The 25334-nt window shown below is 71.7% G+C and carries 23 protein-coding genes; 15 read left to right on the forward strand and 8 right to left on the reverse strand.

Annotation, left to right across the window (positions count from 1 at the left end):
- Window positions 1–89 precede the first annotated feature (89 nt).
- The 3 genes from ACIBSW_RS09495 to ACIBSW_RS09505 form a co-directional block, all read right to left on the reverse strand.
- Window positions 90–914: an SAM-dependent methyltransferase gene (locus tag ACIBSW_RS09495; protein ID WP_354722804.1), complete on the reverse strand. Its 825-nt coding sequence runs from the start codon at window positions 912–914 to the stop codon at window positions 90–92.
- Between the two features lie 81 nt (window positions 915–995).
- Window positions 996–1232: a ferredoxin gene (locus ACIBSW_RS09500; RefSeq protein ID WP_354722802.1), complete on the reverse strand. Its 237-nt coding sequence runs from the start codon at window positions 1230–1232 to the stop codon at window positions 996–998.
- Window positions 1229–2437 (reverse strand): cytochrome P450, encoded by a 1209-nt coding sequence (locus ACIBSW_RS09505; protein ID WP_354722800.1) that lies wholly within the window; start codon window positions 2435–2437, stop codon window positions 1229–1231. The genes ACIBSW_RS09500 and ACIBSW_RS09505 overlap by 4 nt, the downstream gene beginning before the upstream one ends.
- 204 nt (window positions 2438–2641) lie before the next feature.
- Here ACIBSW_RS09505 and ACIBSW_RS09510 point away from each other — a divergent pair, with 204 nt between their 5' ends.
- Window positions 2642–3370: a laminin G domain-containing protein gene (locus ACIBSW_RS09510; protein ID WP_354722798.1), complete on the forward strand. Its 729-nt coding sequence runs from the start codon at window positions 2642–2644 to the stop codon at window positions 3368–3370.
- 3 nt (window positions 3371–3373) lie between these two features.
- On the opposite strand, the gene ACIBSW_RS09515 is transcribed toward ACIBSW_RS09510, so the two are convergent.
- On the reverse strand, window positions 3374–4090 hold the full coding sequence (locus tag ACIBSW_RS09515) for a hypothetical protein (RefSeq protein WP_354722796.1): 717 nt from the start codon (window positions 4088–4090) through the stop codon (window positions 3374–3376).
- The gene (locus ACIBSW_RS09520; protein WP_354722794.1) at window positions 4083–4823 is read right to left on the reverse strand and encodes an FCD domain-containing protein; all 741 of its coding nucleotides are present in this window, start codon (window positions 4821–4823) and stop codon (window positions 4083–4085) included. The genes ACIBSW_RS09515 and ACIBSW_RS09520 overlap by 8 nt, the downstream gene beginning before the upstream one ends.
- An 87-nt stretch (window positions 4824–4910) precedes the next feature.
- Here ACIBSW_RS09520 and ACIBSW_RS09525 point away from each other — a divergent pair, with 87 nt between their 5' ends.
- The 4 genes from ACIBSW_RS09525 to ACIBSW_RS09540 are packed head-to-tail and all read left to right on the forward strand — an operon-like array spanning window position 4911 to window position 8893.
- Entirely contained in the window at window positions 4911–5945 is a 1035-nt protein-coding gene (locus ACIBSW_RS09525) for an ABC transporter ATP-binding protein (RefSeq protein ID WP_354722792.1), read from the forward strand.
- 27 nt (window positions 5946–5972) lie between these two features.
- A complete protein-coding gene (locus ACIBSW_RS09530) occupies window positions 5973–7187 on the forward strand; it encodes an ABC transporter substrate-binding protein (protein ID WP_354722790.1) in 1215 nt (404 codons plus the stop codon).
- Window positions 7188–7193: 6 nt separating this feature from the next.
- Window positions 7194–8090, forward strand: a complete 897-nt coding sequence (locus ACIBSW_RS09535; protein ID WP_354722788.1) for an ABC transporter permease — start codon at window positions 7194–7196, stop codon at window positions 8088–8090.
- The gene (locus ACIBSW_RS09540; RefSeq protein WP_354722786.1) at window positions 8090–8893 is read left to right on the forward strand and encodes an ABC transporter permease; all 804 of its coding nucleotides are present in this window, start codon (window positions 8090–8092) and stop codon (window positions 8891–8893) included. The genes ACIBSW_RS09535 and ACIBSW_RS09540 overlap by 1 nt, the downstream gene beginning before the upstream one ends.
- Window positions 8894–8914: 21 nt before the next feature.
- Here the strand turns inward: ACIBSW_RS09540 and ACIBSW_RS09545 are convergent, their stop codons facing one another.
- Window positions 8915–11125, reverse strand: coding sequence for an MMPL family transporter (locus ACIBSW_RS09545; RefSeq protein ID WP_354722784.1), 2211 nt, complete (start codon window positions 11123–11125; stop codon window positions 8915–8917).
- A 285-nt stretch (window positions 11126–11410) separates the two neighbouring features.
- Here ACIBSW_RS09545 and ACIBSW_RS09550 point away from each other — a divergent pair, with 285 nt between their 5' ends.
- From ACIBSW_RS09550 to ACIBSW_RS09570, 5 genes are all read left to right on the forward strand, one after another.
- Window positions 11411–12469, forward strand: coding sequence for an SMP-30/gluconolactonase/LRE family protein (locus tag ACIBSW_RS09550; protein WP_354722782.1), 1059 nt, complete (start codon window positions 11411–11413; stop codon window positions 12467–12469).
- A 92-nt stretch (window positions 12470–12561) separates the two neighbouring features.
- The gene (locus ACIBSW_RS09555; RefSeq protein WP_354722780.1) at window positions 12562–13500 is read left to right on the forward strand and encodes a hypothetical protein; all 939 of its coding nucleotides are present in this window, start codon (window positions 12562–12564) and stop codon (window positions 13498–13500) included.
- Window positions 13497–14678 (forward strand): serine hydrolase, encoded by a 1182-nt coding sequence (locus tag ACIBSW_RS09560; protein ID WP_354722778.1) that lies wholly within the window; start codon window positions 13497–13499, stop codon window positions 14676–14678. Before ACIBSW_RS09555 ends, ACIBSW_RS09560 begins: the two co-directional genes overlap by 4 nt.
- Window positions 14679–14756: 78 nt before the next feature.
- Window positions 14757–15872, forward strand: a complete 1116-nt coding sequence (locus ACIBSW_RS09565; protein ID WP_354722776.1) for an alpha/beta fold hydrolase — start codon at window positions 14757–14759, stop codon at window positions 15870–15872.
- A gap of 193 nt (window positions 15873–16065) precedes the next feature.
- Complete coding sequence (locus ACIBSW_RS09570) at window positions 16066–16428, forward strand: hypothetical protein (protein WP_354722772.1); 363 nt, start codon at window positions 16066–16068, stop codon at window positions 16426–16428.
- Between the two features lie 10 nt (window positions 16429–16438).
- On the opposite strand, the gene ACIBSW_RS09575 is transcribed toward ACIBSW_RS09570, so the two are convergent.
- On the reverse strand, window positions 16439–16972 hold the full coding sequence (locus ACIBSW_RS09575) for a hypothetical protein (protein ID WP_354722770.1): 534 nt from the start codon (window positions 16970–16972) through the stop codon (window positions 16439–16441).
- A 66-nt stretch (window positions 16973–17038) separates the two neighbouring features.
- On the reverse strand, window positions 17039–19594 hold the full coding sequence (locus ACIBSW_RS09580) for a M14 family zinc carboxypeptidase (protein WP_354722768.1): 2556 nt from the start codon (window positions 19592–19594) through the stop codon (window positions 17039–17041).
- Between the two features lie 354 nt (window positions 19595–19948).
- Between ACIBSW_RS09580 and ACIBSW_RS09585 the strand changes: the two genes are divergently transcribed.
- The 5 genes from ACIBSW_RS09585 (at window position 19949) to ACIBSW_RS09605 (ending at window position 25310) form a co-directional block, all read left to right on the forward strand.
- Window positions 19949–20908, forward strand: coding sequence for an ABC transporter substrate-binding protein (locus ACIBSW_RS09585; protein WP_354722766.1), 960 nt, complete (start codon window positions 19949–19951; stop codon window positions 20906–20908).
- A gap of 444 nt (window positions 20909–21352) precedes the next feature.
- A complete protein-coding gene (locus ACIBSW_RS09590; protein ID WP_354722764.1) occupies window positions 21353–23821 on the forward strand; it encodes a nitrate- and nitrite sensing domain-containing protein in 2469 nt (822 codons plus the stop codon).
- A 34-nt stretch (window positions 23822–23855) separates the two neighbouring features.
- Window positions 23856–24281 (forward strand): roadblock/LC7 domain-containing protein, encoded by a 426-nt coding sequence (locus ACIBSW_RS09595; protein WP_184992928.1) that lies wholly within the window; start codon window positions 23856–23858, stop codon window positions 24279–24281.
- A gap of 32 nt (window positions 24282–24313) precedes the next feature.
- Window positions 24314–24718 carry a DUF742 domain-containing protein gene (locus tag ACIBSW_RS09600; RefSeq protein WP_354722762.1) on the forward strand — a complete coding sequence of 135 codons (405 nt, stop codon included), beginning with the start codon at window positions 24314–24316 and terminating at the stop codon, window positions 24716–24718.
- A 7-nt stretch (window positions 24719–24725) separates the two neighbouring features.
- Window positions 24726–25310: an ATP/GTP-binding protein gene (locus tag ACIBSW_RS09605; protein ID WP_354722760.1), complete on the forward strand. Its 585-nt coding sequence runs from the start codon at window positions 24726–24728 to the stop codon at window positions 25308–25310.
- Window positions 25311–25334 lie beyond the last annotated feature (24 nt).

Below are 25334 nucleotides of genomic sequence, written 5' to 3' on the forward strand. Positions count from 1 at the left end.
TACCAACCTGAACAGGCGATACGCGAGGGCTGTTCAGGGGCGGGAAACGCAGAATCGGCCGATCGGTTCAAGTTCGCCAGGCGAGCGACCTAAGGCTTACGGGCGACGGCGCCGAACTCGTCGACTTCGCGCAGATCCTCCGGTGCGGCGTGGGCCCGGGGCCGCCAGGCGGCGCACGGGACCAGCCCCGGCTCGACGACCTCGAGGCCGGTGAGGTAGGTCGACAGCTCCTCGGGCGTGCGCAGGTGGTACGAGAGCGGCGCGTTGGCGTTCCACACCCCGATCGCCTCCTCGAACGCCTCCTTGTCGAGCACGTTGGTGCCGTCCGCGGTGACCAGGTAGCTGCCGGAGGGCAGGGCGTCGACGAGGCGGGCCACGATCGACTGTGCCTGCGCCAGCTCGGGTACGTGTCCGAGGATGTTCATCAGGATCAGCCCGACGGGCTGCGTGAAGTCGAGCGTGGTGCGCCCGGCCAGCTCGAGGATCCGTTCGGGCTCGTGCAGGTCGGCGTCGAGGTACTCGGTGGCGCCCTGCGGGGTGCCGGTCAGCAGCGCCCGGGCGTGCGCGAGGACCATCGGGTCGTTGTCGACGTAGACGATCCGGGCCTCGGGGGCCGCCGCCTGGGCGACCTGGTGCGTGTTGTCCACCGTGGGCAGGCCGGTGCCGATGTCGAGGAACTGCCGGATGCCGCACTCGGCGGCCAGGTAGGTGACGGCCCGGGTCAGGAAGCCGCGCGAGCTGCGGGCCACCACGGTGATGTCGGGGTACAGCCCGGCGAACTGGTCGCCGACCTGGCGGTCCGACTGGAAGTTGTCCTTGCCCCCGAGCCAGTAGTTCCACACCCGGGCGGAGTGCGGCACCATCTGGTCGATCTTCGCCGCCGTGGCCTGGTCGAAGTCGTCTGTGCTGTTCATGGGTGCCGGCTCCTCGTCACCTGGTGCATCGGGGGACACCGACTTTACGCCACGCCTTCGAGGTCCCTACACAATGGACGGTCACGGCTCCGGCGCGACCAGGTGGCCGTCGGCCGCGTCGCGTACGGCGATCGCCTCGACCGGGCAGGACTCGGCGGCGTCGACCACCGCCGGGTCCGGCTCTACCGGCGCCGGGCTCGCCACCGACACCCCGTCGACCAGGGTGAACAGCGCGGGCGCGAGGGCGGCGCACATGCCCGAGCCGATGCAGGTACCGGCGTCGACGCTCAGCCGCCAGGCGGTGCCGGGCGCGCTCACCAGGTCACCGGCAGGGCGCGCAGGCCCCGGACCAGCAGGCCGGACTTCCACTCCAGCTCCTTCTCGTCGACCGCGAGCGCCAGCGCGGGCACGCGGCGCAGCAGCGTGCCCAGCGCTACCTGGAGCTCCATCCGGGCGAGCTGCGCGCCGATGCAGTGGTGCACGCCGTGGCCGAAGCCGAGGTGCGGGTTGGCGCCGCGGGTGATGTCGAGCCCGTCGGGGTCCTCGAAGACCTCGCCGTCGCGGTTCGCCGAGGACAGCGAGCCGATCACCGGGTCGCCGGCGCGGATGCGCACGCCGCCCAGCGTCAGGTCCTCGGTGGCGTACCGGGCGAATGAGGACGCCGCGCCGAGCGGCACGTAGCGCAGCAGCTCCTCCACCGCCGCGGGCACCAGGTCGGGCCGCGAGCGCAGCAGCGCGAGCTGCTCGGGGTTGGTGAGCAGCACGTAGACGAAGTTGGAGATCTGGGTGACCGTCGTCTCGTGGCCGGCGGCGAGCAGCCCGGCGGCGAGCTCGACCATCTCCTGCTCGCTGAGCCGGTCGTCGCCGGTGTCGCGGGCCTGCACCAGGGCGCCGATCAGGTCGTCGGCCGGCGCCCGGCGCCGCTCGGCGACCAGCCCGGCCATGTAGGCGTGCAGGTTGCCCAGGTATTCCATGATCCGCTCGGGCGGCAGCGACGTGGTCGAGACGACCGCCTCGGACCAGGTGCGGAACAGGCCCTGGTCGGCGACGGGAACGCCGAGCAGGCGGCAGATCACCCGCACCGGCAGCGGGGTGGAGAAGGCCTCGACCAGGTCCGCCGGCGGCCCGGCCGCGAGCATCGCGTCGGCCAGCTCGTCCGCGATCTCGGCGGTGGCCGGGCGCAGCAGCTCCACCCGGCGCGCGGTGAAGGCCTTGGCGACCAGGCGCCGCAGCCGGCTGTGGTCGGGCGGGTCCATCGCGAGGATGCCGGAGCCGATCTGCTGCGGGGTGGTGCGGGGCTCGTCGCGCCCGATGCTCGCGGCGCGGCTGAACCGGGGGTCGCCGAGCACCGTCCGGACGTCGGCGTAGCGAGTGGCGAGCCAGGCCTCCTCACCGAACGGCAGCCGGACCCGGGTGACCGGCTCCTGCCGGCGCAGGTGGGCGTAGAGCGGATCGAGGTTGAGCCGGTCGGGAGCGCTGAACGGATAGGACCGCGCCGTGCCGGGCTGCCTGATGTCTGTCATCGCCACACTCCCACCGGACTATGAGCAACACAACAGACACGGATAGTAGTGGCCGCGAGCGTCCCGCAACACCCATCAATCCATATTCGTCGAACAATCGCCGCGAATCGTCAGCCCCGTCCGGGCGATTCGTTAATCATTAGAGCTTTCGCCCGAAAGATGCTGCTTAGCATGATCTAACCTGCTTCAAAGAATGGGGAAACCGTGAAGAGTCGGCGCTCGGTGACCGTCGCGATGGCGGCGGTAAGCGTGCTGGTGGGTACGGCGCCGACGGCTGATGCCGCCCGGAACCGCCCGGTGTCGGCGTGGAGCCGCCCGGTGGCCGTGTGGAACATGAACGAGTGGTCCGGTTCCCGGACCATGGTGGACAGCAGCGGCAACGGGCTCAACGGCCGGATCGGCACCGAGGTCGGCACGGGCCTGCGCCTGGCCGGCGCGACCGGCTACCGCTTCAACCGGCTGGAGCCGGACTCCCCGCCGACGCACCCCGGGCACCTGGTGATCGTCGGCGACTCGCCGAACCTGGACCCGGGCATGCGCGACTTCACCATGACCGTCCGGCTCCGCACTACGCACAAGTTCGGCAACGTCGTCCAGAAAGGCCAGGCGACGGTCCGCGGCGGCAACTTCAAGATGCAGATTCCCGGCGGCATCGCGGAGTGCCTGTTCCGCGGCTCGGCCGACTCGATCCTGGTGCGCTCGCCGACCCGGCTCAACGACGGGCGCTGGCACACGGTCCGCTGCAACCGCAACGGGACCGGGCTGACCATGACGGTGGACGGCAGGGTCGTGGCGCGCAAGCCCGGCTGGACCGGCGCGATCTCGAACTCGTGGCCGGTCACCATCGGCGGCAAGACCGACTGCGACCAGATCGAGGTCGGCTGCGACTACTACGCCGGCGACCTGGACTACGTGCAGCTCGACGCCGGCTAGGGCTCAGCCGGACACGAGCACCGCGAACGGCACGTCGCCGCAGTCGTGCCGGGCCCAGCCCGCCGGGACCGACCGGACCAGCGAGCCCGTCACGTGCTCGGGCAGCGTCGACACCACCACCCGCCCGGCCCGGTTGACCACCGTGGCCGGGCGCCCGCAGGCCCGCAGCGCCGGCAGCAGCAGCCGCTCGGCCCGGGCCACGTAGACGTCCGAGCCGACCACGGCCGCCATCGACCCGTCGGCGCGGCGCACCGGAACGGTGAACGTCAGCGTGTACGCGTCGGTGCAGAGATAGTCCACGTACGGCCCGGTGATGTGCCGCAGCCCGGTGCGCCGCGGCACCGCCCACCACTCCAGCACGGTGTAGTCGCGGAAACCGTCGCGCGCCGGATCGGACACCACCCGCAGCGGCGTGATCTCCCGGTCCGCGCCGACCGTCCACCAGGCCAGGTGCCACGGCGCGTCCGCGATCAGAGCCGGGTCGGCGATCAGGCCGGAGCCGGCCACCAGGGCGTCGCCGCGGTTCAGCTCCGCGACCGCCGCCGCCCGCACCACGCCCAGGTCGGCCAGCAGCGGCGCCCGGCCGGCCGGGATGGCCGCGGCCACCGCCTCGGCCAGGCTCAGCAGCGGCGCGAACACCGTCGCGCAGAGCCGTTCGACTTCGGCGGCGATCCCGGCCGCGGCCGGTGCCGCGGCCGGACGCACGTAGACCTCAGTCATCGACCAACTCCAGGCGCACTCGGACCACCTCGTTGATCGCACGCCCGACGTGCTCCGCTGTCAAGTCCCGCGCCCGCGCCCGGTCGCCGGACGCGATCGCGTCGACGATCCCGGCGTGGTCGGCCTCGGAGCGCTCCCGGCCGTCCTCGGTGGCCATCGCCAGCCAGAGCAGCGGCCCGAACTCGGCCTGCAGCCGCAGCTCCTCCTGCGTCATCCGGGCGGACTGGGTCGCGGCCGCGACCTCGAGGTGGAACTGCGCCTCGGCCCGGCGGGAGCCGCCCGGGTCCATCGCCCGGCGGACGCCGACCTCGCGCAGCCGGTCCAGGTCCTCCTCGGCCGCGCGCTCGGCGGCGAGCGCCGCGGCCGCGCCGGCGATGGCCCGGTAGAAGTCGCCGAAGTCGCGGATGTCCACCAGCGACAGCTCGGCCAGCCGGGTGCGGACCAGCACCGCGTCCGGGTTGGCGGGCGCGCGCACGAAGCTGCCGCCGCCGCGGCCCCGCCGGGTGGTGACCAGGCCCAGGTCGCGCAGCGCCTGCAGGGACTCCCGCGCGGTGACCGGCGCGACGCCGAGCGACTCGGCCAGGTCGACTTCGGACGGCAGCTGCTCGCCGTCGCGGAACACACCCAGCACGATGGCGTCGCGCAGCCGGCGGGTGACCGCCTCGGCGCGTCCCGGCTGGGTGAGCGGGGCGAAGACCGCACGGTGCGCGTGCGGTACGACCCGGCCCGGCATCGACCCTCCTCGAGGCTTGTGCTTTGAACTATGAAGCCATAGGTTTTCGCCACAGTACCCGGATTTCCCGTACGGACGGGGGCCTGCGTGGACACTGCCCCGGCGATCAGGCTGACCGGCCTGCGCAAGAGCTTCGGACCCACCGTCGCGGTCGACGGCGTCGACCTCGAGATCGCCGACGGCGAGTTCTTCGCCATGCTGGGGCCGTCCGGCTCGGGCAAGACGACGGTGCTGCGGATGATCGCCGGCTTCGAGCGGCCGACCGCCGGCTCCATCGAGCTGGCCGGCGCCGACGTCACCGCCGCCGCGCCCTTCCAGCGCGACGTGACGACGGTCTTCCAGGACTACGCCCTCTTCCCGCACCTCAGCGTCCGGCAGAACGTCGAGTACGGACTGGCCGTGCGCGGCGTCGGCCGGGCCGACCGCCGCGAGCGCGCCGAGCAGGCCCTGGCCGGGGTGCGGATGGCCGGCCTCGGCGACCGCAAGCCGGCCCAGCTCTCCGGCGGGCAGCGCCAGCGGGTCGCCCTGGCCCGCGCGCTCGTGGTGCGGCCCCGGGTGCTGCTGCTGGACGAGCCGCTCGGCGCCCTCGACCTCAAGCTGCGCCAGCAGATGCAGGTCGAGCTCAAGCAGCTGCAGCGCGACGCCGGCATCACGTTCGTCTTCGTCACGCACGACCAGGAGGAGGCGCTCACCATGAGCGACCGGATCGCGGTGTTCAACCACGGCCGGATCGCACAGGTCGGCACCGCGGCACAGATCTACGAGCAGCCGCGCACCGAGTTCGTCGCCGGCTTCGTCGGCACCTCGAGCGTCCTGTCCGGGCAGGCCGCCGTCGACATCATCGGCCGGCCGGGCACGTTCGTGGTGCGCCCCGAGCGGGTCCGGCTGGCCCGCGGAACGGCGGCGGCGCCGGGGCAGGCGGCCGGCACCATCGCCGAGGTGGTCTACCTCGGCGCGACCACCCGATATCTGGTCGACCTCGAGTCCGGGCCGCGGGTCACCGCGAGCGAGCCCAACACCGGGGCCGGCGACGCCGCGACGGCGCGCCGCGGCGAACAGGTCCTCGTCAGTATCCGACCCGGCGACGTCGTCGCCCTGGAGAGCACCCACCAACCCCGCTGACTCCACCCTCGTCGGAAGGGCCCGATCATGCGACACGAGAGCTTTCTGATCCGGTGCACGGCCCTGGTCGCCGTCACCCTGCTCGCCGCGGCCTGCGGCACGTCGTCCGGGGACGGCGACGGCGCTCCGGCGCCGGGCGCCTCCGGCTTCACCCCACCGAAGATCCCCCAGCTCGAGCAGCTCGGCGCCGGTGAGGGCGCCGTCTCGATCCTGGCCTGGCCCGGGTACGCGGAGAACGGCAGCAACGATCCCCAGGTCGACTGGGTGACGCCGTTCGAGAAGCAGACCGGCTGCAAGGCCTCGGTGAAGACGTTCGGCACCTCCGACGAGGCGGTGACCCTGATGAAGACCGGCGACTACGACGTGGTGTCGGCGTCCGGCGACGCCTCGCTGCGGCTGATCGCCGCGGGCGACGTCGCGCCGGTGAACACCGCCCTGGTGCCCAACTACCCGGACGTCATCGACTTCCTCAAGGACAAGGCCTGGAACTCGGTCGGCGGCCAGATGTACGGCGTGCCGCACGGCTGGGGCGCCAACCTGCTGATGTACCGCACCGACAAGGTGAACCCGGCGCCGACGTCCTGGTCCGCGGTGTTCACCGACGCGGGCAAGTACCCGGGCAAGGTCACCGCGTACGACTCGCCGATCTACATCGCCGACGCGGCGCTGTTCCTGATGAACACCAAGCCCGAGCTGGGCATCAAGAACCCGTACGCGCTGGACGACAAGCAGCTCGCGGCCGCCGTCGACCTGCTGAAGGCGCAGAAGGCGCACGTCAGCGAGTACTGGTCGGACTACCTCAAGGAGGTGCAGTCCTTCAAGAGCGGCAACTCCGTCATCGGCACCACGTGGCAGGTCATCGTCAACACGGCCGTCGCCGAGAAGACGCCGGTGAAGGCGGTGCTGCCCGACGAGGGCTCGACCGGCTGGTCCGACACGTGGATGGTCGCGGCCGGGAGCAAGCGCCCGAACTGCGCGTACCAGTGGCTCAACTGGATCATCAGCCCGGCGGCGAACGCGCAGGTCGCCGAGTACTTCGGCGAGGCGCCCGCGAACAAGAAGGCGTGCGAGCTCACCACGGACAAGTCGCACTGCGAGACCTACCACGCCGACGACGCCGCGTACGCGGAGAAGGTCTGGTACTGGAGCACCCCGATCCCGCAGTGCCTGGACGGCCGCACGGACGTGAAGTGCACCGACTACGCGGCCTGGACCCGGGCCTGGACCGAGATCAAGGGCTAGGCGCGGATGACCGGCGACGTCGCGCTGCCGCGGGACGGCCTGCGCAGGCGGCTCTCGGCGCGGCTCACCCGCTCGCCGCGGAGCCGGCTGGCCCTGCTGCTGACGGCGCCGCTGCTCTGGCTCGGGCTCGCCTACCTGGGCGCCCTGGCGGCGTTGCTGGTCACCGCCCTGTGGACGACGAACACGTTCACCGGCGACATCGAACGCGTCTGGACCCTGGACAACCTGCGCATCGTCGTGACCGACTCGGTGTACCGGTCGGTCACGCTGCGGACCGTCGGGGTGGCGGCGCTGGTCACGGTGATCGACGCGGTGCTGGCCGCGCCGGTGGCGTTCTTCATGGCCAAGGTCGCCTCGCCGCGCTGGCAGCCGCTGCTGGTCGCCGCGATCCTGCTCCCGCTGTGGGCGTCCTACCTGGTCAAGGCGTACGCCTGGCGCAGCATGTTCGGCGGCGGCGGGCTGATCGACTGGGCCGGGTCGCCGTTCGGGCTCGGCTCGCCCGGGTACGGGCTGACGGCGACGGTGTGCACGCTGGCGTACCTGTGGTTCCCGTACATGGTGCTGCCGATCTTCGCCGGCCTGGAACGCCTGCCGGACTCCCTGCTGGAGGCGTCCGGCGACCTGGGCGCGCGGCCGGGCCGCACCCTGCGCACGGTGGTGCTGCCGCTCGCCTTCCCGGCGGTGGTCGCGGGCTCGATCTTCACGTTCTCGCTCTCCCTCGGCGACTACGTGGCGGTCGAGATCGTCGGCGGCACCAGCCAGTTCCTGGGCAACCTGGTCTACGACAACATCGGCGCGGCCAACAACCAGCCGCTCGCCGCGGCCGTCGGCCTGGTACCCGTGGTCGTCATGATCGTGTATCTGTTCCTGTCCCGGCGGGCCGGCGCCCTGGAGAACCTCTGATGTACCTGACCCGCGCCACCCGGATCGCGCTGCGCACCGCCACGGCGGTCATCCTGGCGCTCGGCTTCGTGCCGCTGATCGTCGTGGTGATCAACTCGTTCAACTCCGACCGCGCGTTCGGCTGGCCGCCGGCGGGCTTCACCCTGCAGTGGTGGTACCGGGCCGCGCACAACGCCGGGCTGCTCGACGCGCTGCGCACCTCGGTCGTGGTCGGCCTGCTGTCCACGGCGGTCGCCCTGATCCTGGGCACCCTCGCGGCGATGTCGCTGCAGCGGCACCGCTTCTTCGGCCGCGAGGCGGTGTCGCTGCTGGTGATCCTGCCGATCGCGCTGCCCGGCATCGTCACGGGCATCGCGCTGAACAACGCGTTCCGGACCATCCTCGGCGTGCCGCTGTCGCTGCTGACCCTGGTGGTGGCGCACGCGACGTTCTGCGTCGTGGTGGTCTTCAACAACGTGATCGCCCGGCTGCGCCGCCTCGGCGGCGACCTCGAGGAGGCCTCGATGGACCTCGGCGCGGACGGCTTCACCACGTTCTGGCGGGTCACCTTCCCGCTGATGCGGACGGCCCTGCTGGCGGGCGGCCTGCTGGCGTTCGCGCTGAGCTTCGACGAGATCATCGTGACCCGCTTCACCGCGAGCCAGGCCACCACCACGCTGCCGATCTGGATCATGGACAACCTGTTCCGCCCGAACCAGGCCCCGATCGTGAACGTGGTGGCGACGGCCCTGGTGATCCTCTCGATCATCCCGATCGCCATCGCCCAGCGCCTGTCCGGCGACCCCTCCGGCGGCCGCGTCTAGCCGCCGGAGGGGTCGCACCGCTCAGCCGGCCCGGACCAGCTCCGGCTCCGGCTGGTCCTGGCCTGTTCCGGAAAGGGCGTGCCGGCCGCGGCTCCGCATGAAGCGCGGCGCCCACCAGTTCGCCGGGCCGAGCAGCGTCATCAGCGACGGCAGCACCACCGCCCGGATGATCGTCGCGTCGAGCAGGATCGCCGCGGCCAGGCCGACGCCGAGCTGCTTCATGTCGATGGTGCTCAGCGTCGCGAAGATCGAGAAGACCGCCACCATGACGATCGCGGCGCTGCTCACCACGCCGGCCGAGCCGGTGATGCCCTCGGCGACGGCCTGCCGGTTCGGCACGCCCCGCCGCACCGCCTCGCGGATCCGGCTCACCACGAAGACGTGGTAGTCCATGGAGAGGCCGAACAGGACCACGAACAGGAACAGCGGCAGCCAGGTGACGATCGCGCCCATCGAGGTGAAGCCGAGCAGCCCCTCGGCCCAGGTGTGCTGGAAGACCAGGACCAGCAGGCCGTACGCCGCGGCGGCGGAGAGCAGGTTGAGCAGGATCGAGGTCAGCGCGACGACCACCGACCGGAACGTCCAGGCCATCACCAGGAACGTCAGCACCAGGACGAAGAGGACGACGACCGGCAGCTTGCGCCAGATGTGCGCCGCGTAGTCCTCGCTGCCGGCGACGTCGCCGCCGACCGCGTAGGTGACGCCCGGCACGCCGGCCAGCGCGGCCGGGACCAGGTCGTCGCGCAGCCGGTGCAGGGAGCGTCCGGCCTCGTCGCTGCGCGAGGAGAACGGCGTGGCGACCGACAGCACGCTCACCCGCCCGTCGGGCGACACCTCGATCTTCGGCCCGGACTCCTCGACGGGTGCGAACAGGGCGTCGCCGCCGGCGCTGGTGGCCAGCGAGGTCAGCGCCGCCTTGACGGCGCCGGCCTGCGCCGCGCTCGCCCGCACGACCACCTGGTGGCTGGTGCCGTTGCTCGGGTACGCGGCGGCCAGCCGGTCGTAGGCCTGCATCGCCGGGGTGGTCCGGGGCAGGTCCTCGGTGCCCGGGAACTTGAGCTGCATGCCCAGGGCCGGCGCGGCGAGGGCGAGCAGCAGCCCGACGCTCACGATCAGCGTGGGCAGCGGCCGGCGCAGGGCGGGACGCAGCACGAACGGCCAGAACCAGCCGGCGCCGGAGCGGCGGGCGGTCAGGCGCCACAGCAGCGGGACGCGCGGCCGGTCCACCCAGCGCCCGAGCTTGGCGAGCAGCGCCGGCAGGACCGTCAGCGAGCCGATCACCGCGACGGCGACGACGAGGATCGAGCCGACCGCGAGCGACGAGAAGATGGCGTCGCCGGCGAGGAACAGGCCCGACATCGCGATGACGACCGCCGTGCCGGAGACGACGACCGCGTGGCCGGAGGTCTCCGCCGCGATCTCCACCGCGTCGACGTGGCCGCGACCCTTGGCACGCTCCTCCCGCTCGCGCCGGACGTAGAAGAGCGAGTAGTCGATGCCGACGGCCATGCCGATGAGCAGGATGACGCTGCCGGTCGAGTCGCTGGCCGGCACGAGGTGCGAGGCCAGGGTGGACAGGCCCATGGCGGCGGCGACCGACGAGAGCGCCAGCAGCAGCGGCACGCCGGCGGCGATCAGCGCGCCGAACGCGATGATCAGGATGGTCAGGGTGACGGGCAGGCTGAGCAGCTCGGCGCGCTCGAAGTCGGCGCCGAGGGTGTCGTCGAGGGCCTTGCCGATGGACGGGCCGCCGACCTGCTCGACCCGCAGCGCGGGATGCGCGGTCTGCACCTGCGCGGTGGCCGCGCGCAGCGGCTCGACCCGGTCGGAGGCGGTCTCGGGGTCGCCGCTCATGGTGATCGGGAGCAGCAGCGCGGAGCCGTCGTGCGCCGGCACCGGGTCGCCGACCTCGGCCACCCCGGGCACGCCGCGCAGCTTCGCTGCCGCGTCCTTGGCCGCGGCGGTCGCGGCCGCGGTGTCCAGGGTGCCGCCGCGGGCGGTGATCAGTACATTGTCGACCGCCGGCTCGTCGCCGAACGCGCCGTTCTCGATCATCACGGAGGCGCGGCCGGACTCGCCGACCGCCATGTCCTCGGCGGTGGCCTCCTTCAGGCCGGCGGCGTTGCCGCCGACGAAGCACACCGCGACGAAGACCACCCACAGCGCCAGTGCGCGCCACGGGTGCTCGGCGCTCCATCTCGCCACGCGTACGGTCACCGGTCGCCTGCCCATCGCGGGCCTCCTACGGTCGGGGTCTCTGTGTCGAACCTGAAGGTAGGCAGCGCGCGGGCTGTGAACATCCGGGCTGGACCCGCGTGACCCCCTGATCCCCCGCCGGCGCGCCCCGGACGGATAGGCGACAGCGGCAAGCGGCAAAACGCGCGTACCCGGCACGGGCGGCGCGGGGCACCGGACATTCCGGCCACCGGCCCCGACATCGCGGTCGGGGTTTACCCGGTGTTGCCCCGGAGCGGCCGTGATCATTGACGCCGGGGCGGGAGAGGACAAAATGGTCGGATGACGATTCCGCGCCCGCCCGCGCCGTGGCTCATCCGGCCCGTGAAGCTGCCGGCCACCACCCCGCCGCCGCTGACCGGGCCGTGGGCGCCGGCGGACACCCGCCTGGACGACGTCGAGCTGCTGACGGTGCCCGGTCACGGCCCGGAGGACGTCGCGGTCGGCCCGGAGGGCCACGTCTACTCCGGCACGGAGGACGGGCGGATCTGGCGCTGGCAGCCCGACGCGCGCGCCGGCGCCGAGCCCGAGCCGCTCGCCGACACCGGCGGCCGGCCGCTGGGCATCGAGGTCGATCCGCGCGACGGCAGCCTGATCGTCTGCGACGCCTACCGGGGGCTGCTGCGGATCACCGGCGACGGCACGGTCACCGACCTGGCGCACCGGGTCGGCGACAGCCGCATCCTGCTGTGCAACAACGCCGCCGTCGCCGCGGACGGGGTCGTCTACTTCACCGACAGCTCCAACCGCTTCCCGGTCTCGCACTGGCGTCGCGACCTGCTGGAACACCGGCCCAACGGCCGCGTCCTCGCCTACGATCCGGGCACCGGCCGCACGGCCGTGGTCGCCGAGGGCTTCCACTTCCCCAACGGCGTGGCGCTCACCCCGGAGCAGGACGCGCTGCTGGTCTGCGAGACGGTGTCGCACCGGCTGCTGCGCATCTCGCTGCCCGACGGCGCCGTGCGGGACCTGGGCGACCTGCCCGCGTACCCGGACAACATGTCGTCGGTCGGCGACGGCACCTACTGGATCGCGCTGGCCAGCCCGCGGGTCGCGATCGCCGAGAAGCTGCTGCCCCATCCGCACCTGCGGCGGATCGCGGCGGTGCTGCCCGCCCGCCTGCAGCCGCAGCCGCTGCCGTACACCATCGCCGCCCTTGTGGACGGCGAGGGCACCGTGCTGCGCACGCTGCACGGCCCGGCCGGCCGGTACGTGATGACGACCGGCGTTCGCCAGCCGCAACACGCTCTGGCTCGGCAGCCTCACCGAGAGTGCGATCGCCCGCACCTCGCTCGAATAATTGTTATCTCTCTGTCATTGCCTGCTCACTCGACGTCATAATTTCCGCCCTCGGCGAATACGTAAAGGCCTAGACTCCGAGTACTACGCACGTGCGCACTTGTCTGGTCGCCGAATCGGACAACAATCGAGTCATGACCTACGGCAAGAAGGATCTGCCTTTCCCTTACGATCAGGACTTCTCTGGCATCGTCACGAGGGTCAAGGGCGTACGGGAGGCGACCCGGGTCGCGCTCATCAACTCGCCGAAGGTGGCCTCGTACCTCAAGGCGGGCGCCAACCTGATCGAGCAGCACTTCGGCGGCGACACGCCGGCGTCGGCCGCGGCCGACGCGGAGAGCGGGCGCAAGCCGTACTGGTCGGGCATCCGCTTCCTCAGCGAGCGCGCGCTCTCGCGCGAGATGGAGAACCTCGAGCCGCCCTTCCTGCGCCAGAAGGGCGACGGGCCCTACCGCTCCACCTGGGCCTGCCACGACGACTACCTCAACGACCTGCTGGCGTTCATCTTCCACGACATGAACTACGACCCGCAGTACAACGCGGAGATCGAGACCCGGGGCAGCTGGGTGAGCACCGACTCCAGCTTCGTCGACGTCGTCGACCGGGCCACCTTCCATGAGCTGCAGACCATCTGCCGCATGCCGCTGTTCCGGCTGCAGCTGCTGATGGTCGCCACCGCACACCGCAACGACGGCATCCACGACGCGATCTCCAGCAACTACGAGGGCGCGCTGGACCCGTGGAAGAAGATCTACGAGTCCACCATCGCCGCCCGCGGCTTCCAGCTGCGCGAGGGCATCACGCTCGACCAGTTCACCAACATGCTCGCCGCGATCACCGAGGGCTTCGCCATCCGCAACCTCGGCGATCCCAGCGCCGGCGTCGTCGGCGACGACCCCGCGGACAACCTGGCCGGCATGGCCGTCCTCGCCATCCTGAACAGCTACCTCGAGCCGGCGGGCGCCTCCAGCGGCACGACTCTGCGCGAGACCTTCGGCGACATCTCGGACAGGGTGCGTCCGGCCTACGGCGCGGACGACGGCACGGACGACGACTGCGGGGGGCCGACATGACGAGCACGACCGACCGGGCCACGATCCGGGCCACCAGGGAACCGTCCTGGTGGGACCGGCAGGGCGACCTGATCATGCGGCGGCCGTTCAACGAGTGGACGTTCACCCACATGAACTGGCTGATGCCGACCGAGCGCGTGGCCCGCAGCGGGCCGCACCGCCCGCTGCCGCTGAGCCCCGACCCGCTCGACCTCACCTACCGCTTCGCCGACGCCGACCACACCCTGGTCGACCTGCATCGCCGCACCTTCACCACGGCGTTCATCGTCCTGCACCACGGCGCGATCGTGCACGAGACCTACCCCGGCGCCTTCGCCGGGCCGCGCACCCGCATGCAGCTGTTCAGCGTCTCCAAGTCGGTGACGTCGATGCTGGTCGGCATCGCCCTGGCCGACGGCGCCATCGGCAGCGTCAAGGACCGGGTCACCGACTACCGCCCCGACTTCCTCGGCACGGCCTACGACCAGACCACCCTGGCCGAGCTGCTCGACATGACCAGCGGCGTCGGCGAGCCCGAGCTGTGGGACGTGCCCGACAGCGGCATCAAGCGCTTCGAGCAGGCCATCATGGGCGGCGGCGACGTCACCGGAGTGATCCGCTCGGCGCCTCGAACGGCCGCGCCGAGCGAACGCTTCAACTACTCGTCGTTCGACGCGCAGATCCTCGGCTGGGTGCTCGAGGCCGCGACCGGGACCACCCTCGCCGAATACGCGGCCAAGCGGCTGTGGCGCTTCATCGGCGCCGACCGCGACGCCTACTACTGGCTCACCCGGGCGCGCCCGCGCACCGCCGTCGGCGCCGGCTCGTTCAACGCCACCCCGCGCGACGTCGCCCGCCTCGGCCTGCTCATGGCGAACGACGGGGTCGCCGACGGCATCCAGATCGTGCCCCGCGAATGGGTGCGCCGCAGCCGCGGCAGCGACCTCCCCCAGCTCGCCGTCGGGTCGCTCGGCCCGAGCGGCTACCCGCACTACGGCTACGCCAACCAGTGGTGGACCCTGGGCGACAGCGCCTTCCAGGCCTTCACCGGCATCGGCGTGCACGGCCAGTACCTCTTCGTCGACCCGAGCGCCGACATCGTCATCGTCAAGTGCAGCGCCTGGCCCACCCAGGACGACGAGCTTCGCGACCTCGAGACCATCACCGCCCTGCGGCGTATCGCCGATCATTTCGCCTGAGCTGTTTTTTCACACCATTTCGTAATTCATTCCGGGCTGCTCCGTGCCCGAGAAACCCAGCCCTGAAAGGGATCGATAGTGAACTCTGCCCTGCTCAAATGGGTGGCCGCCGTCAATGTCGCGATCGTCTGCGCCGCCATTCTCTTTTTCGTCGGCGGCCCGGCCGGCGCGGCCATCGCCCCCGGCACGGTCATCGTCTCCGGCACGGCGACGCTGCCCGCTGAGCTGTCGTCGCTGGCGACCGGCAAGCGCATCGCGTACACCACCACCGCCCTGAACGGCGCGACGGCCACCGCGACCGGCCTGGTCATGACGCCGAAGAGCAACCGGAAGAACAAGACCGTGGTGTGGGGTCACGGCACGACCGGGCTGGCCGACAAGTGCGCGCCGTCGGCCAGCCAGGCCGTGTTCTGGCCCGAGGCGCGTGCGGCGATCGCCGCCCTGCTGGCCAAGGGCTGGACGGTCACGGCACCGGACTACCCGGGCCTGGGCACGCCGGGTGCGCACCCCTACCTGATCGGGCTCAGCGAGGCCCGCGCGATGATCGACAGCGTCAAGGCGGCGCGCAATCTCGACAACAAGCTCACCACGCAGTACGCGGTCGACGGCCACTCGCAGGGCGGGCAGGGCGCCCTGTTCGCCGGGCAGATCGCACCCGCCTACGACGGCGCCCTGGTGCTCAAGGGCGTCTCGTCGATCGCGCCGGTGTCCAACGTGCCGATCTTCGCCCCGCTGGTCCCCGGCACAAGCGGCCAGGGCTACCTGGTGATGGGCCTGTACGGGCTGAACGCCGTCAACCCGGCCTTCGACCCGAACTCCGTGCTGGCGGCGCCGGCCAAGCAGCGGACGTCGGTGCTGCAGAGCGGCTGCCTCTACGAGATCCTCGCCGCGTACGAGAGCCTGACGGCGGAGGAGCTGCTGGTCGGCGGCGCGCTGCCGCAGCCGGTGGTCGACCAGCTCGCCGCCTACGACGACCCGGCACAGAGCGCGCCGACCGCGCCGGTGCTGCTGGTCCACGGCACCGAAGACGAGGCCGTGCCCTACGTCCTCACCGCGGGACCGCTGCTGGAGCAGCTCACCGCGTACCAGACCCAGCCCGTGGAATTCCTGAGCGTCGACGGCGCGAACCACGACCAATCCGTCTTCGCGACGACCGGCCAGGTCGCCGCCTGGATCGCCGCCCGCTTCGCCTGACGGCGAACCCGGACCGACGGCGCCCCGCGCGATCCACCCCCGTGCGGGGCGCCGTCACGGACCAGAAAACCACCGACCACCAAGTGAGGCACGATCGATGAACTTCACAGTGCGACCCCCCGCCTGCTCGTTCGCCGCACGCACCGGCGCCCCGCGTGGCTCGCGTCACCCACGCCGGTGCGACCGGGCCACCGTGGCCCGCACGCCCGCGCCGCCGGTGCACGACATGTCCGTGCCGGAGCTGACGGCGCTGGCCTGCGGCAACCACCCGCACCGCGGCCGGGCGGTGCTCGAACTGATCGGCCGGGCCCGGACCGACGACGCCGCGACCGACGCGCTCGGCGACCTGAGCCGCCTGCCGTCGCTGCGCGAGGACCGGATGTTCCACCTGGTCTCGCTGGCCTGGGCCGCCATCATCGGCCTGCTCGCGGCCGCGACCGAGCGGTCCTGGGCGACCGCGCACGCCGCCTTCGCCGACCTCGACTTCGACGACCGGCTGGCGCTGCTCACCTACCTGGAGAGCACCAGCGACCTCGCCGACGGTACCTGGGCCTGATGAGCCTCTGTCAGCGCAGCAGCGACATCAGCCCGGCCACGACGGCCGGGAGGTCGCCCGGCGCGGGCAGGGCGTACGGGTCGCTCGGGGTGCTCACAATCGCGAGGAGCAGGCCACCGCAGACGCAGAGCAGGATCACCAGACTGATCACGAGCAACACGATCGAGACGGCCATGCCGGGGTACTTCTGCGGCGGCGCGCCCAGCGCACCGCTCATGAAGGCGATCATCGGCGCCCGGTACTCGAGCTCGACGGTCTGCCCGGGCAGCACGTTGACGCCCAGGTCCGCGACGCCGATCCGGGACGGGATCAGGTACGGCACGTGCACGTGCAGGTGGTACTGGCCCGGCTGCACGGGCAGAACCGTGCGGGTCTTCCAGCCGGACTGGACCTGGTGCCCGTTGATCTGCACCTGCGGCTTGAAGAGCCCGAGCAGGAACGTGATCGGGTGATACTTCAGCGTGAGCGCGATCGCGCTGGCCCCGGCGCCCTGCGGCGGATAGCCGGGCTGTTGCGGCTGGCCGAAGGGCTGCTGCTCATACATGGTGATGTTTCCTCCCCCTGCGCGGGCTCGAAGAATAGCGTCCCGCGCAGGGTGCCCGACCGGGGGCTAGGAGGCCGTCCAGAACAGGGCCCGGGCGAACTCGGCGTAGAGGCCCTTGGGATGCGCCCGGAACAGCGGTTCGGTGCCGAACATGACCGCCCGGCCGCCCCGGGCCGTCGCGCCCGAGATCACCGCGGCCTGGCCCGCCGCCTGCTCCGGGCCGCCGGCGCCCGGCGACGTCGGCAGCCAGTGCCCGGCGACCAGCGGGTCGGCGGCGTAACGCTGCTCGACCGTGAAGCCGGTGCCGGTGAACCAGAGCGGCGAGAAGGCGAAGGAGTGCGGCGGCGAGCCCACGCCGACGACCGGTCCGGTGTTGCGCACCGCGACCACCCCGTTGGCGTCGGTGCGGCCGGTCACCGCGGTCGCCGGCAGCAGCCCGGCCGCCGCGTTGAAGGCCGCGCCGGTGCGGCCCCGGGTCACCACGCCGCCGCGGGCGAGCAGCTCGTCGACCTCGGCCTTGGCGGCCGCGTTGAGCTGGGCGTACACCAGGCCGGAGGAGACCACGAGGGTGTCGGCGTCGGACAGTTCCGCGCCCGCGTTGAGCAGGGCCGTCGAGACGGGACGGACCTCGAAGCCCATCTCGCGCAGCGCGAACAGCTCGTCGGCCGAGACCGCGGCGGCGAGCACCGGGGCCGTGAGCGGGGTGCCCGTGGTTCCGCGCGGCGCGGCGGTGAGGCGTACCCCGTACCGGAAAGCGACGACCTCGGCCTCGCGGCGCGCGCCGGCCGGGACCACGACGGTGGCCGCGTCGGTCCGGCGCAGCTCGACGCCGAGGCCGAGCAGGGCGTTGACGGCGCGCACGTCGGCGCCGTCGCGCAGGGTCAGGGCCAGGTCGCGGCCCCGCGCGGCGGTGACGGCGCCGGTCGGCGACGCCGCGGTGACGCGGGCGGTGGCCACCCGCGGCGCGGCCGTCGCGCTGATGTCGACCGAGGCGCCCCAGAGCAGCCGGTTGCTCCAGCCCGAGATGTCGTACATCTGCGGCACCAGCGCCGAGATGTCGCGGCCGGCCTCGAGCAGGGCGTTGGCCAGGCCGCGCTTGGGCTGGTGCATGTCGACCACGTAGGAGCCGGCGCGGTAGTGCCGGCCGGCGAGGGCGAAGCCGTGCCGGGCCCGCGTCACCCGCACATCGTTGGCGACCAGGTGGTCGACGAGCCGGGCCGCGGCGGCCGGGGAACGCTGCGCGGCGCCGACCGGGATGACGTACGCGCGCGGGAACCGGGTCGAGAAGCGGTCCTCGGGGCCGAACCCGGGCACGAAGCCGTCCGGGATCTCCGGCGACGGCGCACCGGCCCAGCCCCGGCGGAACTGCTCGATCTGGTCGGCGAGCAGGGCCGCGCGGTGCTCGTCGGCGTAGCCGATCGCGGCCTCGATGGTCGCCGCGGCGACGTCGGTGTTGACCCCCGCGCGGCGGCGCAGCTCCTCGACCGGCAGCGTGTCGTACTCACCGTGGTTGACCGCGAGGGGAATCTCCACCGTGTGCCCGACGGCGCCCTGGTAGATCGCGTACATCGGGGTGAAGACCGGCGGCCAGTCGTCCCAGTCGCCCGGCTCGAAGTCGCGGAACGGGATGTCGGCCCGCGCCGTCTCGGGGTGGCCGAGCCGCTGGATCGCGGCCTCCATGCCCTCGGCGTTCGCCAGCGCGTGCTTGATGTAGAGGTCGTATTCGTAGTTCTGGCCGTGCGGCGGCGTCGCCGGCTCGATCAGGGTGGTGCCGGTGTAGCCGTGCTCGTCGAGCATCACGAACGGCTGGGTCGCGATGACGACGTCACGCGTGGCCCGCGACTCCGGCTGCGAGTTGGTCGCCTGGTCGCGGTTGATGTCGAAGCCGGCGCCGTTGGCGCGGGTGCCGGCGATCCGCCCGTCGGGGTTGTTGGTCACGGTCACGTACAGCCGGGTGCGCTCCAGCAGGCGCCGGGTCGCGGTGTCGGTCGCGCCGGCGAGCCGCTCGATGACGCGCAGGGCGCCGTCGGTGCCCTCCCACTCGTCGCCGTGGATGTTCGCGTTGATCCACACTGGCGTCTTGTAGCCGCGACGCAGCGCCCGGTCGCGCCGGGCGGCGCCCGGGTCGTCCTCGATCAGCGCGCGCCAGCGGTCCTGCCGGGCGGCCTCGGCGGCGGACTCCGGCGCGGTCACGGTGACCAGGTACAGCTCGCGGCCGAGGGCGGAGTGCCCGATCACCTCGGCGGAGACCCGGTCGGAGGCCGCCTGCAGCGCGTTCAACCTCGGCGCGATCCCATGGTACGGAACGAGCCCGAGCTTGATCGACTTGTCGGCGGGGTTGTCGGGGTAGACGCGCAGCTCGGTCTGCCGCGGGTAGCCCCGGCGCGGCGGCGGCGTCCAGCGGCTGTCCGGCGGCGCGCCGAGCGGCGCGGACCGCGCTGCGGCGGCGCTCGCCTCGGCGGTGGTCGCGGCGACCTCGTTGCGCTCGGCGCCGTTGCCGAAGTCTCTCGTCGAGTGCGCGGCCGGCGCGGGTTCGGCGGGCACGGCCGACGCCGGGTTCGGCACGAGTGCGGTGGCGAGCAGCAGTGCGCTGAGTCCGGCCAGGGTCCGGGGCGAATCCACAAGGCACCTCCGTTGGCGTGGCCCTGACCTTCTCGTGTGGATCGCACCACACGCAACGGTCCGTGCCGGACAGGGGCATACCAATCTGCCCATTGCACCGAAATCGTAGGTTGCCGCCGAGCCGCTGCGCAGGCGAAACTCTCAGCTCCACCCCGGCGCCGGCCCGATCGGGCCGCCGACTACGCCGCGTTAACACTTATTGCACTCTGGTTAAACTCTCGCCGCGGCATTGACCACTGTGGCGATAAGAACCAATCTATGGCGGCAACTCGGCGGCTGTGAGTACTCAGCCATCGGACCCACCCCACCTCTAGCTTTCACGCTGCCCGCTTCACTCTGCGAGGGATCCACCCCATGAAATATCGGCTTACCGCGGCCGTCGCCGCCCTGACGTTGAGTATCGCCGGTTGCAGCGGCGCCACCTCAGACGCCGGCACCGACGACAAACCCGCCGCCGGCTCCAAAGGCACCGTGAAAATCGCCGTCAACCCCTGGGTCGGCTACGAGGCCAACGCGGCCGTCGTCGGATACCTGCTCGAACACGAACTCGGCTACACCGTCGACAAGAAGAACCTCAAAGAGGAAATCTCCTGGCAGGGCTTCGAAACCGGTGAGGTCGACGTCATCCTCGAGAACTGGGGACACGACGACCTGAAGAAGACCTACGTCCAGGAGAAGAAGACCGCGGTCGAGGTCGGGCCGACCGGCAACAAGGGCGTCATCGGCTGGTACGTGCCCCAGTGGATGGTCGACAAGTACCCGGACATCACCGACTACAAGAACCTGAACAAGTACGCGGACCTGTTCAAGACCTCCGAGTCCAAGGGCAAGGGCCAGCTCCTCGACGGCGACCCCTCGTTCGTCACCAACGACGCCGCCCTGGTGAGCAACCTCAAGCTCAACTACGAGGTGGTCTTCTCCGGCAGCGAGGCCGCGATCATCAAGGCCGCACAGCAGGCCACCGCGCAGAAGAAGCCGCTGCTGTTCTACTTCTACGAGCCGCAGTGGCTGTTCGCCAAGGAGAAGTACGTGCGGGTCAAGCTGCCGCCGTACACCGCGGGCTGCGACGCCGACCCCAAGAAGGTCGCCTGCGACTACCCCGACTACACCCTCGACAAGATCGCCAGCAAGAAGTTCGCCGACACGAACAGCACGGCGTACCAGCTGGTCAAGAACTTCCAGTGGACCAACGAGGACCAGAACCTGGTCTCCGACTACATCACCAACCAGGGCATGACCGCCGAAGCAGCCGGCGAGAAGTGGGTCAAGGAACACGAGGCCACCTGGAAGCCCTGGATCCCCGCGGCCGCCTGACAGACCCTTCGTAGATCATCGCGCGGCGCCCGTTCGGGCGTCGTGCGATGGTCGACGTCCACTTCACACCTTCCTGACAATTCCCGGCCGGACGCCGATCTCGGATCCGCCCCGGAATCGACATCTGATCGAAATCTTCCGGCGGCAGCATGATCCCCCCGGGCGATGATCAAATGAAGCCTCAGCCATCGACAAACCTGACAGTTCGCCCCGCGTCGCTACGCGAACTGAGTAGTTTTTGCTTTGGTTCCTAGTACATCGTGGACTACCGGTCCGCTCATCGATATGGTCCGGAAAGCCACGGCAAGGCCAAGCCGCCCCCAAGGCCAAGGAGAGTTTGCGTGTCCGCAGGGAGTCGTCCGGCCGCAGGCCCGATCGAGATCGGCATCCGGTTCGGACCCGGCGCCACCGCCGCCGCACCACTCCAAAGGCGGCGGTAATCCGATGAGAATCCCCCGACCCCGCACCCCCGGCCACGACGGCGCCGTCGCGACCGGCAACGTCGCGACCGGCCCCGTTTCGGCCGGCACCGGCGGCACCATCCGCCGCCGCGTCGTACGAACCCTCACGCTACCCGTCGTCGCCGTCCTCGTCCTGCTCGGTGTCATCACCGTCATCGAGGTCGACAACTACCGCACGGCCGCCGCCTCCGCGCGCGCCGTCACCCTCGTGCTCGCCGTGCAGGACCTGGTACAGGAGCTGCAGACCGAGCGTGGTCTCACGGCCGGCCTGCTCGGCGGCAACGTCGGCTTCAAGGCCGAGCTCGTGCCGGCGCGCAAGCGCGTCGACGAGCAGCGCGCCAAGGTGGAGGACCTGATCTCCTCCGGCGGCGTCGCGCAGGATCGCGTGGCCACCGCCGTACGGCAGCTCGACGGCCTGGCCGGCGTCCGGGCCGGCACCGACGCGGGCGCCGCCGACCGCGCGCCGACCTTCACCTTCTACACCGGCCGCATCGCCGAGCTGAGCAACGTCGACTACGGCCTCGACAGCTCCGCCGACCCGGACCTGCGCCGCGGCGTCTCGGCGCTCGAGGCGCTGGGGGACGCCAAGGAGAGCACCGCGCAGAAGCGCGCGTTCCTCAACGGCGTCTTCTCCGCCAGCGGCTTCAAGGGCAACGAGTTCCTCCAGTTCGTCACCATGCGCTCGGCCGAGGACGCGGCCCTGGCCACGTTCGCCCGCTACGCGACGGACACCCAGCTCAAGGCCCGCGACTACGTCTTCAACACCGGCGCCGCGCAGACCGCCGCGTACTTCGAAGAGGTCGCGCTGAACTCCGGCGACGGGCGCAACCTGCAGGTCAACCCGCAGTCCTGGTGGTCCTCGCAGACCACCGTGCTGGACGACCTGCGACAGCTGCAGCAGCACGTCGGCTCGGTCATCCAGGCCCGCGCCGCGACCCTGCAGGACCAGGCCAGCACCCGGATGGGCCTGCTGATCGCCACCGTGATCCTGTGCTTCGCCGGCTCGGTCTACCTGGCCACCGTCGCATCCCGCTCGATCGCCCGGCCGCTGGCGACCCTCGCCGGCGAGGCCAACCGGCTGGCCGGCGAGCAGCTGCCGGAGGCGGTCCGCCGGGCCACCGCCGGCGACGGCGACGCCGCGCCGCCGCCCATCCGGATCCCGGCCGGCGCCAGCGACGAGATCCGCCTCGTCGCCGACGCCCTCGACCGGGTGCAGGCCACCGCCTACTCACTGGCGACCGAGCAGGCGATGCTGCGGCGCAGCACCACCGAGTCGCTGGCCAACCTGGGCCGGCGCAACCAGAACCTGCTGCGCCGCCAGCTGGGCTTCATCACCAGCCTCGAGCGTGAGGAGTCGGACCCGACGGGCCTGGCGAACCTGTTCGAGCTCGACCACCTCGCCACCCGCATGCGCCGGAACGCGGAGAGCCTGCTGGTCCTGGTCGGCGCGGCCAGCCCGCGGCAGTGGTCGGAGCCGCTGCCGATCGCCGACGTCATCCGCGCCGCCGTCTCCGAGGTCGAGGAGTACCGGCGCGTCCAGCTGCGCCGGGTCGACGAGACCCTGGTCGCCGGCGCGGTCGTCAGCGGCATCGCGCACATGCTCGCCGAGCTGGTGGAGAACGGCCTGTCCTTCTCGCCGCCGGACGTCGACGTCGAGATCCAGGGCCGCCGCATCGGCGAGAACTACCTGATCGCCATCACCGACCAGGGCATCGGCATGAGCCACGCCGATCTCGAGCTGGCCAACCAGCGCCTGCGCGGCGAGGGCGACTTCATCACCGCGCCGACCCGCTTCCTCGGCCACTACGTGGTCGGCCGGCTGGCCATCGAGATGGGCATCGACGTGCAGCTCGCGCCGTCGCCGGTGACCGGCGTGACGGCACGCATCGTGCTGCCGCCGTCGATGCTCGCCCACCCGCAGCAGGTGGCCGCGCCGAGCCGGCAGTCTCCCCCGGCGCCGGAGCAGGTGCAGGCCGCCGAGCGCCCGCGTGCCCTCGAGTCGTCCGACCCGGCGATCACCCAGGTGCTGACGATGCCGCCCATCGAGCCGCCGGCGCCGTCCTCCGACGGCCGCATCCGGCCGACGACCATCGAGTACGTCACCGCCGCCGGCAGCCCCGCCGTGCGGACGCAGCCGGCCGAGTCGGCCGGCAACTCCTCGTCCGCCCGGTACGAGGCGGCGATGGCCTCGTCGAACCTCGCCATGGACATGGACATGTACACCTTCGCACCGCCGCCCGACGACGCCGATCGAACCCCCAACGGCCTGCGCCGCCGCACCCCCGGTACGCGCAAGGCCGGCAAGCCCGGCGCCGACCGCGGGGCGGCACCCACCCGCACCGCGGAGCGCCCGGCACCCGTCGGCGACTCCCCCGAGGAGGTTCGTGCCCGGCTGACCGCGTTCCGCAGTGGCGTGCAGCGCGGCAGCAACGAACCCGCCGATCGACCGTGACCCCCCACCCCGCCCCTAGGTCGAAAGAAGCCTCATGAGCGTCGACACGTCTGCCGACCGGCACCAGTTCAATTGGTTGCTGGGCAACTTCGTCCACCAGACAGACGGGGTCCGCGACGCGGTCGCGGTGTCCTCGGACGGCCTGCTGATCGCCAGTTCGGACGGGTTGAGCCGGGCCGAGGCCGACCACCTCGCGGCGATCGTCTCCAGCCTGGCCAGCGTCGCGCGCAGCGCGTCGCGTCGCTACGACTTCGACGGCCTCAAGCTCATCATGATCGAGATGCGGCGCGGCTTCCTGCTGGTCTCGGTCATCGCGGGCGGCAGCTGCCTCGGGGTGGTGGCCGGCGGTGACAGCGACGTCGGCCTGGTCGGCTACGAGATCTCCCTGTTGGCCGACCGGTTCGGCGCCCTGCTCACCCCGGCGCTGATATCCGAGTCCCGGCAGTACCTACCCCGATGAGCCACCGGCGGGAGTGGGGCCCGGACCCCCGCATGAGCCCCTACACCGGTTCGCAGCCGCCGCCCGCCTGGACGCCGCCGGCGCCGGGGCGGCCACGCGACGCGGAACCCGGCGACGAGCTCGTGGTTCGCCCGTTCATGCTCACCGGCGGTCGGACCCGCCCGCTGCACGACGGGCTGCGCATCGAGACGCTGCTGCACGCCTCCCCCGCGGCGCTGTCGGCTCCGCTGCGCTTCGAGTCGCGCCGGATCGTCGAGCTCTGCCAGGCGCCGATGTCGATCGCCGACCTGGCCGTCGCCATCGGCGTGCCGCTCGGCGTGATCAGGGTGATCGTCGCCGACCTGGTGACCGACGGCTACGTCCGGGTCGAGGAGCAGCTCGGTGAACTTCCCATCGCATTGATCGAAAGGATCAGGGATCGTGTACGGGCGCTCTAGTGAACCGGTGCCGGCGCCCCTGCCGCCGGTGGCGGTCAAAATCGTCATCAGTGGCGGCTTCGGCGTCGGCAAGACCACCTTCGTCGGCGCGATCTCCGAGATCGAGCCGCTGGTGACCGAGGCCGAGATGACCGAGCGGTCGATCGGCATCGACGACACCTCCGCGGTGGCCTCCAAGACCACCACGACCGTCGCGCTCGACTTCGGCCGCATCACCCTCGACGACGCGCTGCTGCTGTACCTGTTCGGCACGCCCGGCCAGGACCGCTTCGCCTTCCTCTGGGACGACCTGGTCGACGGCGCGCTCGGCGCCATCGTGCTGCTCGACACCCGTCGGATCGAGGACTGCTTCGCCGCTGTCGACTATTTCGAAGAACATGAGATCCCATTCCTCATCGGGGTCAACACGTTCGACCGCAGCCAGCGCTTCGACCTCGAGGAGGTCCGCGACGCGCTGGGCATCGGACCGGACGTGCCGATCCTGGAGTGCGACGCGCGACAGCGCGAGTCGGTGAAGGAGATCCTGGTCGCCCTGACCGAGGAGGTCCTGGCCAAGCGCCTGAGCCGCGAGCGGCCGGTGCCCACGTGGTAGGCGCAACCAAGCAGAAACGGACTT

The sequence above is a fragment of the Actinoplanes sp. NPDC049668 genome (assembly GCF_044465445.1).
Taxonomy (GTDB): Bacteria; Actinomycetota; Actinomycetes; order Mycobacteriales; family Micromonosporaceae; genus Actinoplanes.

Coding starts and splice junctions, on each gene's coding strand:
- ACIBSW_RS09495 (WP_354722804.1), bottom strand. CDS start 914: ATGAACAGCACAGACGACTTCGACCAGGCCACGGCGGCGAAGATCGAC.
- ACIBSW_RS09505 (WP_354722800.1), bottom strand. CDS start 2,437: ATGACAGACATCAGGCAGCCCGGCACGGCGCGGTCCTATCCGTTCAGC.
- ACIBSW_RS09515 (WP_354722796.1), bottom strand. CDS start 4,090: ATGACTGAGGTCTACGTGCGTCCGGCCGCGGCACCGGCCGCGGCCGGG.
- ACIBSW_RS09520 (WP_354722794.1), bottom strand. CDS start 4,823: ATGCCGGGCCGGGTCGTACCGCACGCGCACCGTGCGGTCTTCGCCCCG.
- ACIBSW_RS09530 (WP_354722790.1), top strand. CDS start 5,973: ATGCGACACGAGAGCTTTCTGATCCGGTGCACGGCCCTGGTCGCCGTC.
- ACIBSW_RS09535 (WP_354722788.1), top strand. CDS start 7,194: ATGACCGGCGACGTCGCGCTGCCGCGGGACGGCCTGCGCAGGCGGCTC.
- ACIBSW_RS09540 (WP_354722786.1), top strand. CDS start 8,090: ATGTACCTGACCCGCGCCACCCGGATCGCGCTGCGCACCGCCACGGCG.
- ACIBSW_RS09545 (WP_354722784.1), bottom strand. CDS start 11,125: ATGGGCAGGCGACCGGTGACCGTACGCGTGGCGAGATGGAGCGCCGAG.
- ACIBSW_RS09550 (WP_354722782.1), top strand. CDS start 11,411: ATGACGATTCCGCGCCCGCCCGCGCCGTGGCTCATCCGGCCCGTGAAG.
- ACIBSW_RS09555 (WP_354722780.1), top strand. CDS start 12,562: ATGACCTACGGCAAGAAGGATCTGCCTTTCCCTTACGATCAGGACTTC.
- ACIBSW_RS09560 (WP_354722778.1), top strand. CDS start 13,497: ATGACGAGCACGACCGACCGGGCCACGATCCGGGCCACCAGGGAACCG.
- ACIBSW_RS09575 (WP_354722770.1), bottom strand. CDS start 16,972: ATGTATGAGCAGCAGCCCTTCGGCCAGCCGCAACAGCCCGGCTATCCG.
- ACIBSW_RS09585 (WP_354722766.1), top strand. CDS start 19,949: ATGAAATATCGGCTTACCGCGGCCGTCGCCGCCCTGACGTTGAGTATC.
- ACIBSW_RS09590 (WP_354722764.1), top strand. CDS start 21,353: ATGAGAATCCCCCGACCCCGCACCCCCGGCCACGACGGCGCCGTCGCG.
- ACIBSW_RS09595 (WP_184992928.1), top strand. CDS start 23,856: ATGAGCGTCGACACGTCTGCCGACCGGCACCAGTTCAATTGGTTGCTG.
- ACIBSW_RS09600 (WP_354722762.1), top strand. CDS start 24,314: ATGAGCCCCTACACCGGTTCGCAGCCGCCGCCCGCCTGGACGCCGCCG.